Source organism: Treponema sp. OMZ 803 (genome assembly GCF_024181165.1).
In the GTDB taxonomy this organism is placed as follows: Bacteria; Spirochaetota; Spirochaetia; order Treponematales; family Treponemataceae; genus Treponema.
Genome location: NZ_CP051195.1, coordinates 2081476 through 2095655 on the forward strand (window position 1 = coordinate 2081476; position 14180 = coordinate 2095655).

Below are 14180 nucleotides of genomic sequence, written 5' to 3' on the forward strand. Positions count from 1 at the left end.
TCGGCAATTACGAAAACAGCAGCGATCCGAAAACATCGTAAAAGAGTTTTCCGAATAGCAGCACGATAACGCAGATCATCAGCGGTTTGATAAACACAGTGCCTTTTTTTATTGCAAAGCCCGCCCCGATATAGTTTCCGATGATGCCGAATACGGCGGCAGGAATTGCAATGGAATAGATGACCTTGTTGCCGGTTATAACAGCAATGAGTGATGCATAATTCGATGCAAGATTCATGACTTTTGCATTGCCGGAAGCGGTTTTAAGGTCGTACTTCATCCCTACAGAAAAAACGATAATCGCGATGGTACCCGTTCCCGGTCCGATCAGTCCGTCATAAAATCCGATCACCAATCCTGCACAGGCAGCTAAAATAAACGCTTTCTTTTTAGGAATATCAGCTGATTGATTTTCCGCACCGAAGTTGCGCTTGAATAAAAGGAGCACGGCGACAATCGGGAGGACGATAACCAATACGGTTTTAAGCGTTTCTTGATTAATCATCAATGCAATTCTTATACCGAGGTACGAAGCTACAAATGAACAGACTGCGGAAATTGCAGCGACCTGCCAGTCGACCGCTCCGTTTTTAAAAAAACGCGCTGCAGAAAGTGTAGTACCGCATGCAGAGGAAAACTTATTGCACCCGATTGCCGTATGCGGCGGAAGCCCGACAAACAGATACGCAGGCAGCGAGATTAATCCACCACCCCCTGCCGCGGAATCAACAAAACCCGCCAAAAAAACGAAGAACCACAGAAATACAAGCGCCCAAATACTTAAATGCATGGTCATATTCTATCATCCTTTTGTTCTTTTGAAAATATGCATACCGTCTACGGCGTTGCTTCACAAAAATAAATGCTCGACGTACAACAAGTACGCCTCCGCTTTATTTTTGTTCGCGCCTTGTAGTTTCAGAACGGACACGGATGTCCGTGGTTATAAGCAGTAGCGAGATTTGTGTTATGCACAAATCTCGTCGTTAAGCAGTTGTACACGGAGGTATAACTGCTTAACAGGCTATTTTCAAAAGCGTTGGAAGGAGGCTTTCAGTAGCGGCATGGATGCCGCTGGTTCCACGCAGAAACAAGTTTGTTTACAAACTTGCAGCCCAAAATGAACACGGATGTTCATTTTGGGCGAGGTCCAGTCAGTAGCGTGTTTGAACCGATGATATAGTCTTTTTTACAACAAACGTATATATTGATAGTGTTCTCTTATCTTATATTCATGGGATGAACAAAGGCGGTTTTGTATGGATAATCTGAAGAAAAATTTAGCGGACAAAAAAAAAGAGCGAGAAGATTTACAAACAATGCTTAATTCATTGTACAGAGAATACGGCGAAACCCAATTCGAATATGTTTTGCAACGTAAAGAAACGACACCTCACATTGACGAACGGGACTTTGAGGCGTGGAAAATACTGAGAGAGTCCCGCCGAAAGGATTCGGATACTATTTTGAGCATCAAAACGGCACAATCGCGGCAAAATGAATTAAAAGCTTTTTCCAAGGAAGTCGACAAACTGTTAAATGAACGGCAGCGCACATATCAAAAAGCACGAAACGATTTTATTTTGCTGTTCTTTCAAACCTATCAAAATAATCCGCTGCCACAAATTGCACAGATTGCACAATCAATTGGACCGCTCAAAGAGTCTATCGAAAAGGTACAGCAAGACAAACAAGAACTTGAACGCCAAAAAAACGATGCACACTTTTTTAAAAAGCTGACCTTGAGTCCGCAGCTGTTATCGTTAAAAGGGAAATTAGCCGGCCTACAGAAAAAAATGAACGAGCAAATTATTGCTGCAGGAGAAGAGTTCCTCACCGATACTGTTATAAAAGAGGTACGCGGAGCTTCCTTTCCGGAACAACTTGAAGCAGCGTATCTTGCCCTCCAAGCAATCGTTTCAAAACAAGATGAGACGGAAGACAGAAAGGAAGCGTTGACTGCCGAGCAGAAAAAGCTTGAAGAAACGCTAGCGGAATGCGGTGTTATCGATACCCCCCAGAAACGAATCAATACACTGACTGAAACCATAAAAGATACGGATGAAAAAATTGAAGAAGCCGAGAGACGGCAAGGTTCGCAGTATAGCGATATCTTTTATACCGATGCAGGAATGAGAACCGGCGAATCCCTTACCGGCGTACCGGATCTGTTTAAACCGTATTTAGACTCCATTGCGGAGTATCGCGTAAAGCTGGAAAAAAATGCAATCGACATCGAATATATCGGAAACGAAATTGCTCTTGCCGGCGAGGTACATAAAATAGAAACATTACAAAAAGCAATTGCCGGGTATAAAGACGGCATTACGCAGTACGAAAAGCTCATCGAAACCGCCGAACGGGATATCGCACGGGCAGAAGAAATAAAACTGGGACTTCAGGAAAAAAATAATGAACTGAAATCTCAAGGTTCAGCGGACTGAGGAGGAATTCGGCTGATAGCTCTCAGTTCCCATTTTTTCGGTTTAAAGAAACCTCGAGCGTATACAGCGCCGAAACCGGGTTCATACAGATGGATTTTTCGTATCTGCTTTGTTATGTTCCATTTTTTGATATACATACCATAAGATTCCAGAAAATTGAGCGGCTGCAGCTTCGTAAAACCGCATCGAGTATCGTATGCAGCCGTTGCAATCTCAATGTAAACGCTGTAAGGGGCATTAAGCTCCAGCTCAAGCGGATTTTGATTTTTAGTAAAACAAGCTCCGACTTGTACGCTCACTATAGTATCTATCGGTAAGAGCTGCTCGACAGGATATCCTCCGTAACTAAATGAGGCTCGTGCATTGCGAAGAATTTTTCCCGAAATTTCAAGCCGCTTATTATTCACGGCAAGATAACGGTACATACAATCGATCAGTTCAAACAAGTTAATACCTGTATCTGCTGCTGTGCCGAGTATGAGTTGTATATCATCATCACTTGTATAATATATGGTATTCTTTTGCATCGGCAGTGCCGAAACTGTTTTTTCAATAATAGGATAAGCATCATCAGCGCTCATACCCACTAAGAGAACAGAAGAAAAAAACAAAAGATATAAAACAGGTAATAATTTTTTATGCATTATAAATAAAATCCTTTCTTTACGGCAAAGTCCATTCTATTTTTTTTGTTTCACGCTGCTCAAAGGCTTCCATAAGCAGCGGCTCTATGTCTATACGCGCATAGATATCTTCGGCATCTTTCTGCCGTGTATGCAGTACCGGATGTTTGGGAGAAAACAGTACACAGCAATCTTCATACGGCAGTATGGAAGTTTGATAGGTACCGATATCAACTGCATACCGTATGATTTCTTCCTTATCCATGCCGATAAGCGGACGCAGGATCGGGAGTTTTGCACAGCTGTCGGTAATCGTAAGGTTTTCGATTGTTTGGCTTGCCACCTGCGCGAGACTCTCTCCCGTAACCAAGCACTGCGCATTAACCTTTTCAGCCAGCATTTCGGCCGTGTGCATCATACACATACGGAGCAGGAGCGTCAAATAGGGTTCCGGCACCGTCCGCTTGAGGTGCTGCTGCACCTTGGTAAACGACACGACGGTAAGGTACCCGCCAAGCCCGTAACGGGCTAAAATACCTGCTAAGGTTTCTACCTTTTGCTGAGCTTCCGGCGACGTATACGGATGGGAATGAAAATACACGTAATCGACTTTCATACCGCGGAAGAGCATTTTGTATCCGGCAACGGGGGAGTCGATTCCGCCCGAGAGCAGCAGCAGCGCCCGTCCCGAACAGCCGCAGGGGAGGCCTCTCCTGCCGGTATGCTCTACGCCGTAAATGAACGCTTGCTTTTCGCGTACCTCGATGCTGATAACCGCATCGGGGTTATGCACATCGACGGTTAAAATCCCCGCCGTATGGATAGTTCCGCCTACTTCCCGCGCAATGTCATACGACGTGAGGGGAAATTGCTTATCGGCGCGGCGGGCTTCAATTTTAAAGGTGCGTGCACCTTGCGCCTGCAGCGCTTTGGCTTCGGTAACAGCCGTTTCGGAAATGGCTTCGAGCGTTTTATCCGCCGGTTTTGCCTGCGCCCAGCTTGTAATGCCGAAAAGGTGATTTAGAGCCGCTTCTACCCGCGGCTGCAAGGCCTCGTCAGCCCGTACATACATCCGCCCGGCGCGCACCTGTACGTTCGGCGCCGCTCCGTCAAAATAGCTTCTGAAGTTTTGCGCAAGCCGCCGCTCAAAATCCTTTAGGTTCCCTTTTTTAAGATTGATTTCTCCGATTTTTGCCAGATAAAAAAGCTCCGCCATGTGAGTCTCGTTAAACCTCCGTTACATTGTTACAGCACACCTCTAAAAACTCGGTTAGATTTGCTTCGCATCCTTCGAAATAGAGGTGCGCTACATTGTTAAATCGTGCCCGCGATAGCGGTGCCGAACGTAATTGCATGCTCGAGGGACACCACATCAAAATAAATGCCTCGCTCTTGCGTCAGCGCCCGATAGAGGTACGCAATGACGGCATCATGCAACCGGTACGTTTTTAAAAACGTTGTACCCTCCGCAAGGATACAAACCGGCAGCGCAGGATTTTTTCCCTTGCCTGTTTTAATGACAGCCGCCGCGATATTCCCCGCAGCGAGCCGTGCCGTGCGCATAATCAGCGCATCCAATATCCGGTAGAGAACCTCGCGGTCTTCCTCCGTGCCGCCGGTTAACAGCTGTCCGAGTGGGGTTTGATCGGAATACGGCGCTTGCAAAAAGCGGTTTACATCGATGAGCGGAAGGTCGGCAATGGAAGCAAACGCTTTTTTAACACCGAAGGAAAAAAGGTTATCCGCAGCGGCGGCCCGTATCATCACCGAAGCAACCGAGCCGAGGTAAGCGCCCGAGCACATTTTCTCAAACCAAAACATCAGCGGCTGGTCGGTCTTTTTTGCAAATGCTTCATCAAAATCGCTGCGCGGCTGTTTGTTCGACTTGCCCGACTCGCAGACGACAATCTGCGCAGGCAAGGCGACCGTACCGGCGCTGTTCGACGCAATTTTCGGAATATTCTGATATTCGATATACGCAGCGTTCATTCCGGTTCCGAGGATAAAGCCTACATACGAATCGTATTTTTTCCCGCCGACAGCAGTCGACGCCCCTGCGAGGAGCGCCGCAACCGTATCGTTTAACAGCACAATGCGTTTCAGCTTATTCCAGCCCCGCTGCATCAGCGCCGCCTCCAGATTTTGGCCGACCAATGAGCCGATTACCTCGGGCGCTTTGATTTCCTTAGAGAATTGCAGCACTTCGCCGTCGCCTGCCGGAGTAATTTTCATCGCATACGAAAAGCAAAAAGCAATAGAATCCGCAGCGTTTTTCAGATGGTCTAAATAAGAGGCGATGGTGTCAAAAAATTCCGCTTTGGAGTATTCCCGATCGGTTGCCGGCATCGGCTTCCGCTCAAGCTGACTGATGGACGGGATGCTGTTTTCGTCAAAGGTAACCAAGCATGACCGGAAATTGGTTCCGCCCGCATCGATAACGATAACCGAAGTATTCTTGGGCGGCTGCTGAGGCGGCATAAACCACGTAGGAATCATATCCAGAGCCGGCCCCGTACCGACGGGAATGCTCGGATCCCGTTTCAGTCCTTCTTCCATATCATACAGCAGCGTATCGATAACCGTATTGACCGTGGGGCCTTCCGCATCAAAATTATGCCGCCCGAAAAACGCAGCAACCGAATGCCGAATGTCCATTGTAATGCCTCCCGATAAATTCATTCACAAATATTCTATAATAGTAGAATACTCCGTCCCGCGCACTGCGCCCGCATATCATCAGGCCATACCGAAACCTGCGTTTCACCGATATGGGCTTTCCGCAAGAAGAACATACAGAGCCGCGACTGCCCGATCCCCCCGCCGATGGTTTGAGGCAGTTCTCCGTTCAGCAGCTTGGTATGAAAAAACAGCGATGCCCGTTCCATGCAGTTGCGGGCGGCAAGCTGTTCCCTCATCGTTTGAGGACTTACCCTGATCCCCATTGAAGAGAGCTCAAGCACATCATCTAACACGGGATTCCACACCAACAAGTCTCCGTTTAATCCGTGCCGTCCGCTGCCGGTTTCGGTAATCCAGTCGTCATAGTCGGGCGCCCTACCGTCATGCGGTTCTCCGTTTTTGAGCGGAGCGCCGATACCGATTAAAAAGACAGCACCGTACTGCCGGGCGCACTTCCGTTCCCGTTCCTTTCCGGAAAGATTGGGATACTGCGCATAGAGATCTTCCGCATGGATAAAGGTGATATGCTTCGGCAAGATAGGCTCTATCGCAGAATAATTATCATAGATGAAAAACTCGGTACACTTTAAGCAATCGTATATTTTTTCTACGGTTGCCTTCAAAAAATCGAGCGTTCGGTCGGACTCCTCCATCGCGAGCTCCCAATCCCACTGATCGACATACAGCGAATGGATATTATCAAGTTCCTCATCAGCTCGGATCGCATTCATATCGGTATAAATACCGAAGCCGGACTGTAATCCCATTTCCGCTATTTTAACACGCTTCCACTTTGCAAGCGAGTGTACAATCTCAAGTTCCTGCTCGTTCATATCCTTTACCGGAAAACGCACTGCCCGCTCCGTACCGTTCAGATCATCGTTCAAGCCCTTTCCTCTGGGAACAAAGAGCGGCGCTGTAACACGGGTTAAGTTCAAACGGGTCGATAAGGTGAGCTGAAAAAAGTTTTTGATACGGACGATAGCCTGTTCCGTTTCTTTACCGGTTAAAACCGGCCGATAGTGTTCGGGGATATAAAGATGCGGCATAAACTCTGACTTTCCTCAATGATTTTTACGGGGAATACGTCAATTTATCCTTTTTCCGGGGAAAAAACAAGGGTACATCCGTATCAATGAAATATGCCAGCCTAATAGGGATAGATGGCATCCGGTACCAAGAGCGCATAAGTCCGCGCCTATGCGAGCCCCCACCACTCATCCAGCATAGCCCGCGCCTCTCTTTGTAATGAAGGAACCACACAGGCTTCCAGCTGCTTGAGGTTATCGGCATAGTGAGCGCGGCCTAAATCCTGTATGGCTTCGCGGATACCGCCGTCAACAGCGGGATGCTCATCTAAATATGAAAGGATGATGGTAAAAACCGAAGCAACGGAGCATACCTTTTGCCATTCGGAAAGGCAGGCGATTGTACGGCGGGAAGTAACGCCGGTGTTGATACGGTAGTGATACACAACATCCCGTATGCCGGCGTATGTATGCGCTTTTTCGGTATACCCGTCCTCTAATACGCCGACAGATTTCGATGCAGTCAAGGCAATAAAAAAATAGAGCAGCATATCTTCCGCCATTGTACAATAGGTAAACGGAATTTCGCCGTACGCTTTTTGAACAAGATCGGTTTTAAAAAGCTTGCCCCATACGAAACTGCTGTATGAGCGTTCAACGATATATGTGCGGAGGATTTCATCGCCGGTTAAAACACCATCGTACACATTCTGCGCCCTTTGAGCAAAGGCTGCAACACGCGCGTCCGGTTCTCCTTCCATACCGCACACCGCAGCCTTGCCGTGTACAATATCGGCACCCGACGTAGCGGCTGCATCGTACAATATACGGAGAGCATTAGGCGGAAGCTCATCGTCCGGATCGGCAAAGGCGAGGTATTCGCCCGATGCCGCATTTACCGCCGTCCGGCGCGCTTCGAGCGTACCGAGGTTTTTACTGTGTTCCAAAAACACGAGCGGCAGCCCCCGCTCCTTAAACCGCTTTGTATATGTTTTAACAATACCCCGCAGTTCCTTTGCGCCGGGGCTGCCGTCATTTACAATAATGGTTTCAAAAGGCGGTGCATCAGCCTGCCGTAACACACTTTCAAAAAACCGTCCAATAAGCCCCTCCGTCCCGTATACGGGAACGCAAAGGCTTACAAGCGGCTTATGCCGAGCCGCTCGCCCGAAGCGCGCGGCTCGAGAAATAAAACTCATCCTACGATTTAATTCCACTCAAAGCCGGATTCTTGTAACACCTTAGAAAAGCTTCCGCCCGAATTCTGTTCGCCTTGTAAACTGCCTTTCAAATCGTACTCCAATACCTTGTCGGCATTTTTACAGTAAGGCTGTTTAGGGGAAATAACAGTTCCATCCTTACCCCATGCACCGTCCGAGGCGATGATGAGCCTAATCCGCTCGGCTTCGTCGTATTTTACGGCAATAAAGCGATAAAAGCCGTAGCCGACTTCATTCCCTGCCGTATCTACAGGATCCTTTTTAGCCAATTCGACGGCACTGCCGGAGAATCCATCCTTCGTGCTGCCGATTTTATACAGCTTGCCGCTGTTTTTAAAGGTATCGGCTTTGTAACCGAAACTAGTTTTTTTCATACCGTACTCTTCTTTTGAAGTGATGGCATACAACACACCGTCGAGAATCTGTAAGTCGTTAATAGCGCTCATAATTTTCGTATACGGAGGATAGGGAGAATCAGGTTCGGTAGGAGTCGGTTGGAATGCCCCGACATCGATCGTTCCTTTATCGGCTCCGTCCTGCTTGGCATATTTCTTTACCGATAATGTATAACCGGCAGGAGCTATGTTCATTGCCCTTGTGCCGACGAATACTCCGTCTTTGTTTGCGGCAAGCGCGGTAAAGAAAATGTCCTGCGAATTAATATGCACGCCATACGTTGAATCAAGTGTTGCCGTATCAAATGAAGTACTATTCCAGCTATATCTTTGTATGTGCTTATTTGAACCATCCTCATACACATAATATAAATAATTTTTTCCGTCGGAAACATCAACGGCAATCGTAGGAACAGTATAGGATGTCAAAGTCAAATCTACACCAGGCTTATTATATGTACCGTCTTCTTTCAGCGCAAACCGTCTAACATTGTAACCAGAACTACCTTTCCACAAAATATACAGATTGCCGTCCTGATCGTAGCAGAACACGTCGGTAGGCTGCACGGAGTCTTCAAAAAGCTTATTCGTAGCGGAAAATGCTTCCGTTCCGTCTGTGCTTATCCAATAGTTCATGGGGGAAAGAACCATGGCAGGGCTTTGCTTTTCCCACAGCAGTATCTTTGTATTGGGCTTTTTATAGACGGCGTGCTCTGTAAACCATGTTGCACCAGAGTCACTGAAAGACAGACTATCGTTTCCGCGGTTGAATGCGGCAATGCGGTTTTTATTCCCGTTAATCCGCCAATTTTCGTTCAGATACTCGATATTTACACCGTCATCCGCTATGTAGATATTGTCTTCGTCATAGCCGATAAAACCGATGGGGTTAGAAAAATACTGTGCATTAAAGGCGATGGGGTCTGCAGTTGGAGCAGCAGGATTAAGTCCTATCTCAGTTTTCTTGGTAAGCGCGCTGCCGGAATATTCATAGCGAACGAGCTGCCCAAGCGCATACTTTTTTCCTGCTTCCTCTTTCCGCTGAGTAAGCAGACAGTACACGCCGTCATCGTCGGCAAAAAGCCCGGTACAATCGGGAAGATCATTTCCGAAGGCGAAATTCGATCGAAGTTTATCTAAGTTCTGCCTCGCTGGTGTAGCCGATTTAAATTTTAAAGTCTTATTATTGCCCGGAGTGGGGAGATTTACAAATTCAAACTCACCGGCAAACAAAGTCTGATCACACACAGCAAACAGTACTTCATGATCTACCGCGACGGCGCGAGCCTCTGTGGATGACAGCAGGAAGTCATCCTCTCCAAAAGATTTAAACGAATGATCATCTTTCTCCTTGAAGCAATAGACGGTCTTCTGTTTAAACAAAAAGATATAGTTATCGTCCTGATCAATTGCGATATTATCAATATTACCGATAGCAACACCGGCAGCTGCCAGTACAGTAGTAAGAGCAGCTTCAAATCCGGCATCCTCATTTCCCTCCACATCAAAGCGTTTAAGATGGCGGGCGGAAGAAATATCGTCATAGAGAACATATAGTCTACCGATACGATCGCGTGCAGTGCGCGGTTTTGTGCCGATAAGAATTCCATCGAGCAGTTTTGTACCGTTTTGCGTGCTCAAGGATACGATATTACTCCCTAAAGAATCTTTCCCGGTAATAGAAAACAGCAGATTGGCGGCAACTTTCAGCGTTTTAGATAGCTTTACGGCAATGAAATTATCCCCTGCCGTAACAGTGTGCTTCTCGGAACCGTGCCACTCTCCTGCCGCTGTTGTAACAACCGCTTTTACGGTAATTTTTGTACCGATAGGGAGCGTAACCGTAACCGATGTTGTTTCCCGTGCTAGTGCAGTTCCCTCTTCATCCGTAATGGTGATAACGGTGTTCTTCTCATTAAGCGCAGGGAGGCCTTTTCCATCAACAGAACGGGCAGTTCCGCCTCCAATAACAACCCGTACCGTGCCGGTATCTCCGCCGGTAAGCATACCATTACATGCCGTAAACGCAAGGCACAGCATTGCCAAAAGAATACTGACAGAGTTCACATACTGCTTTTTCATATCCTACCTCCTCGTATATCCCCTTTTGTATTTATCATAGAATTCAACATGCTATCTTTTTAGGTAATCACACTTTACCCTTTTTTTTAAATGTAGTATACACCGTCCTCGATAAAAACACAAATACTAATTACAATCATGCCGAGACAGCCGCTTTCCATAATAGCGATTTCGGTGTATTTACCCCCTGTCGTTTCATTGACCGAAACCGGTAAAAATGCCATACTTGCGCTAACTTTATACCTTTTAGGAGGATTATAAGATATGAAGAAAAGAATTTGTATTCTTTGTTTACTCACCGTATTTTCGGTAGGTTTTCTTTCCGCTAACGTAAAGATGAACCTTGAACTCGGCCCGGTCTATACCTACTTCAGCAGCCACGAGCCTTCCAATAGCTTCCATTTTGGCAGCGGACATAGATCATGGCAAACCCATACCGGCGGTCTGAATGTTCTGTTTGGTGCCGAATTCGTCAAAAATTTCGGAGTATACGTAAGCGCAAACTTTGCTTTTGGGAGATACTATTGGGGTAAGGAGTCATACCAAACTCACTATGAAGGGACCAGAAGTCCGGCAGGCGTAACCTATGCAATCGACAGCCAGTTCGGATTTTTCTATGTATTCCACCCCTCAAAGAATTTTGATCTGAGGCTCGGCGCAGGACTCGGCATCGGCGGAAGCGGATACAACAAACCACTTTCTAAATCGCAAGCCAATATCGGAGGCGGCGTCGATTTGAATATTTCCTATATGTTTACCAAAATGATAGGTATTTACGGCGGCGTATCAGATACTTTATATGCACCCGTATACACGGAAACCCAAATTAGTTCCACTCAGTCAATAAAAGATACAGACGTATCCGGCAAGATTGCCAATTCGTTAAATATCAAAGCAGGAATAAGATTAGTATTTTAAAAGCGGGTGCACAAAAAAAAAGCCGGTTAAAGAACCGGCCCGCCGTCTGGCTATCGGCCGGTTAATGGGTGGGAGGGGAACTAACCGGCCGATACTCTATATATCGGCTTTGAGGTACTAAACCTTAATGTATTTCAATGTTAATTGGCAATTTCCTGCAAGAGGACATCCATCGTCATCGTCATTTCGTAGGTCTTTCCTTCCTCAACGGTAATTTGACGGGTTAGTTCATAGCTGCCCATCTTAAAGACGACGGTATGCATACCTACGGTAACCGGCAGTGGCTCTTTTGAAAGCCCTATCTCTTGATTATCAAGAAACACTGCCGTGTTTTCGGGTGCTTGTATGTGCAGTAACGGCGTAATAGATTTCAACTGAACTTCCAACTGCGTTATTTTTCCCCGCTCGACAATACAGGAGCGCATTTCAGTTCGGTACGCATCCGAACTGATACTTACCGAATACGTCCCCGGCAATAACAGCTGCAAATTTTCGAACTGCGTGAGATATTCGTTATTCAACTGTACGGTAACAGGTTTCTGTTCCTTTTCGGGAAATTGAAGCTTCAGCTTTAAACCACCTTCAGCGATCAGAAGGGGGCGAATAATAACCGTAAAAGAGGCTTGCTCAAAATCGTCAGGCAAGCCTTTCATAACAGGATTCAGCCGCAGCATAATAGGACTTACACCAATTCTGCCTGTATACGGTAAGAGTTCGCTATTCTTTATGTGCTTAAAAGTATAGTCTTTTTTTAACGGAATCCTCAGGATATGCGAAAACCTATTCGGAAGCAATGCCGTACTGATTTTTTTTGCAGAATAGTCGACATATTTCTTTGAAGGTTCCGGTTTTATATCGGTATATACCGTATAGGCAATGGAATTAGGATAATTCATACTTGTCTTATCCTGCTTTATTTCAAGTTCTATCCCTTCCAAAAACAAAAAATCGCTTTTAACCGCAAACGAAACCGCATCATTATAACCGATGGTAAGCGATACGGGGGCAAATGCATCCCTGTCAAAGACATACGAATGCATATTGCTGATCCTAAAACTGTCAGCGTAAAAAAAAGAAACGGCAAAAAAGAAAAAATATGATGTTATACACAAGAGCTGCTTCATGACTTTGCTTTCTTTGTATCAATGAAAAGGGACGGATTCTTTGCCTTTCCTTGCTCACGTACCTCAAAGTGCAGATGAGGCCCTGTGGAAAGACCGGTAGAACCGACATACCCTATTACTATACCTGATTTTACCTTTTCATACAAGCGGGCGCGAACCTTGCTTAAGTGCCCGTACAAACTTTCCCTGCCGTCGTCATGGCGCAGCAAGATATAATTACCGTAGATATTGCTGTATGCAATTTCAATAATCGTACCTGAGGCGCATGCATAGACAGGGCTTCCGGTTGGGGCGGCAAGATCAATGCCTGCATGGTAGGTTGATTTTCCGGTAAAAGGGCTTTTCCGCATACCGAAGTCTGACGTAACAACAGCATGCTGCAACGGAAACCGATAGAACGGAACAAAAAAGAAGCTGCGCACGGTGCTGTCAAGCATCGCATTCGGAAAACATTCTACCCGTATCTTTTTCTCGGGATTTGCAGCGGAAGGGAGCGTAATGGAAAAAGATTCGGTTTTAAGCTTTTTACTCAGCGCTTCGGTCAATTTTTCTATATCGGAAACCGCTTTTTCGGGGAGATAGAGCGCCGGTAAAGTCGGCAGCAAGAACATCTTGCCTGAAATATCGGTTTTAACGGATTCGATACCGTTTAAGGTGATCAATGCATCATACGGAATACTGCATCGGGCAGCGATTCGGATAACGGTATCCTCTTTTCGTGCTCTATAGCGATAAAATTGCAGGGGTAATTCGCGAGCGGTTTTCCCTGCGGCAAGCGCTTTCCGTGCATAGAGGACATCATCGCTATATTGCTGAAAAATATGATTTTGCGGAGACAGCTCCGGTATCAGCGGCAGTTCAGCGTTTTCGGCAACCGCAGCAATAGAAATAAAAAAAATAAGTACACAGCAGAGTGGAAATTCTTTCATCGCCGAGAGCGCTATATCCGGTCTTCCGAAAACCCGAAAGCTACGAATCCGTATAATATAAACGAGAGGATAAGCACCGAAAAGGCCAAAATACGATGATAAGCAAAAATAAAGACAAAGAAGAGGATCAATCCTCCGAAGAGAATGAGCTTTTTTATGAGCGAATAGAGGAATCTTCGCGGATGGGCTTTATAGCTTTTTATACTGCGCTTAACAATAAAAAACAACAGAAGCGCGGAAAAAAGCAAAAGACTGATAGCGGTATACGTTTGTGTGTACCGAGTTGCCAACAGCCAGAGCGGATAGACAATACAGAAACTAAAGAGGAGGCAGCCTCCTAAAAGTAAACCGAATACACACACCTTCAAAAATAGGGACTTATAACCGGCCGCTATTTTGTGAAAATACTCTTTCACGCTTAAAACCTTTTGTAATCAACATAATAGCGGCAGCCTGTGCATACCGAACCGTTGAGAGCGGTTCCAGAACTGCCGCCAAGAAACCTAAACCGTTATCCTTCGGAAATTGCTTCCGTAGGACAAACGCCGGCACATGCACCGCAGCTGATGCAAGCATCAGCATCGATAACCCGTGCTCCATCCGCTTCACTGATAGCGCCTACGGGGCATTCGCCCTCGCATGCACCGCAATTGACGCAAGCATCGGAGATCTTATAAGCCATAATCATACTCCTTGATATGTGTGATGCCCGTATCATAATCAGAATGGCCGAAAAAT

At 46.3% G+C, this 14180-nt stretch carries 14 protein-coding genes; 2 read left to right on the forward strand and 12 right to left on the reverse strand.

What is annotated here, in order from left to right:
* Positions 1 to 7: 7 nt before the first annotated feature.
* Complete coding sequence (locus tag ABH09_RS09475; RefSeq protein ID WP_253823666.1) at positions 8 to 790, reverse strand: sulfite exporter TauE/SafE family protein; 783 nt, start codon at positions 788 to 790, stop codon at positions 8 to 10.
* Between the two features lie 469 nt (positions 791 to 1259).
* Here ABH09_RS09475 and ABH09_RS09480 point away from each other — a divergent pair, with 469 nt between their 5' ends.
* On the forward strand, positions 1260 to 2444 hold the full coding sequence (locus tag ABH09_RS09480; RefSeq protein WP_253714201.1) for a hypothetical protein: 1185 nt from the start codon (positions 1260 to 1262) through the stop codon (positions 2442 to 2444).
* Here ABH09_RS09480 and ABH09_RS09485 read toward each other — a convergent pair.
* The 7 genes from ABH09_RS09485 to ABH09_RS09515 all read right to left on the reverse strand — a co-directional run bounded on the left by ABH09_RS09485 (position 2426) and on the right by ABH09_RS09515 (position 10695).
* The gene (locus ABH09_RS09485) at positions 2426 to 3088 is read right to left on the reverse strand and encodes a hypothetical protein (RefSeq protein WP_253714202.1); all 663 of its coding nucleotides are present in this window, start codon (positions 3086 to 3088) and stop codon (positions 2426 to 2428) included. The genes ABH09_RS09480 and ABH09_RS09485 overlap by 19 nt on opposite strands.
* 19 nt (positions 3089 to 3107) lie before the next feature.
* The gene (gene thiI, locus ABH09_RS09490) at positions 3108 to 4283 is read right to left on the reverse strand and encodes a tRNA uracil 4-sulfurtransferase ThiI (RefSeq protein ID WP_253714203.1); all 1176 of its coding nucleotides are present in this window, start codon (positions 4281 to 4283) and stop codon (positions 3108 to 3110) included.
* A 98-nt stretch (positions 4284 to 4381) separates the two neighbouring features.
* A complete protein-coding gene (locus ABH09_RS09495; RefSeq protein ID WP_253714204.1) occupies positions 4382 to 5722 on the reverse strand; it encodes a hexokinase family protein in 1341 nt (446 codons plus the stop codon).
* Positions 5723 to 5757: 35 nt separating this feature from the next.
* Positions 5758 to 6795: an aspartate--ammonia ligase gene (asnA, locus tag ABH09_RS09500; protein WP_253714205.1), complete on the reverse strand. Its 1038-nt coding sequence runs from the start codon at positions 6793 to 6795 to the stop codon at positions 5758 to 5760.
* A 149-nt stretch (positions 6796 to 6944) separates the two neighbouring features.
* Positions 6945 to 7973, reverse strand: a complete 1029-nt coding sequence (locus tag ABH09_RS09505) for a glycosyltransferase family 2 protein (protein WP_253714206.1) — start codon at positions 7971 to 7973, stop codon at positions 6945 to 6947.
* An 8-nt stretch (positions 7974 to 7981) separates the two neighbouring features.
* A complete protein-coding gene (locus tag ABH09_RS09510) occupies positions 7982 to 10471 on the reverse strand; it encodes a hypothetical protein (RefSeq protein WP_253714207.1) in 2490 nt (829 codons plus the stop codon).
* An 86-nt stretch (positions 10472 to 10557) separates the two neighbouring features.
* A complete protein-coding gene (locus ABH09_RS09515) occupies positions 10558 to 10695 on the reverse strand; it encodes a hypothetical protein (protein ID WP_253714208.1) in 138 nt (45 codons plus the stop codon).
* A 40-nt stretch (positions 10696 to 10735) separates the two neighbouring features.
* Here ABH09_RS09515 and ABH09_RS09520 point away from each other — a divergent pair, with 40 nt between their 5' ends.
* Entirely contained in the window at positions 10736 to 11389 is a 654-nt protein-coding gene (locus ABH09_RS09520) for a DUF2715 domain-containing protein (protein ID WP_253714209.1), read from the forward strand.
* 140 nt (positions 11390 to 11529) lie between these two features.
* Here ABH09_RS09520 and ABH09_RS09525 read toward each other — a convergent pair whose 3' ends face one another.
* The 4 genes from ABH09_RS09525 to ABH09_RS09540 form a co-directional block, all read right to left on the reverse strand.
* The gene (locus ABH09_RS09525; protein ID WP_253714210.1) at positions 11530 to 12429 is read right to left on the reverse strand and encodes a hypothetical protein; all 900 of its coding nucleotides are present in this window, start codon (positions 12427 to 12429) and stop codon (positions 11530 to 11532) included.
* An 80-nt stretch (positions 12430 to 12509) separates the two neighbouring features.
* The gene (locus ABH09_RS09530) at positions 12510 to 13442 is read right to left on the reverse strand and encodes a LysM peptidoglycan-binding domain-containing M23 family metallopeptidase (protein WP_162664087.1); all 933 of its coding nucleotides are present in this window, start codon (positions 13440 to 13442) and stop codon (positions 12510 to 12512) included.
* 11 nt (positions 13443 to 13453) lie between these two features.
* Positions 13454 to 13858, reverse strand: coding sequence for a hypothetical protein (locus ABH09_RS09535; RefSeq protein ID WP_162664088.1), 405 nt, complete (start codon positions 13856 to 13858; stop codon positions 13454 to 13456).
* A 95-nt stretch (positions 13859 to 13953) separates the two neighbouring features.
* On the reverse strand, positions 13954 to 14124 hold the full coding sequence (locus ABH09_RS09540; protein ID WP_162664089.1) for a DUF362 domain-containing protein: 171 nt from the start codon (positions 14122 to 14124) through the stop codon (positions 13954 to 13956).
* Between the last annotated feature and the right edge of the window lie 56 nt (positions 14125 to 14180).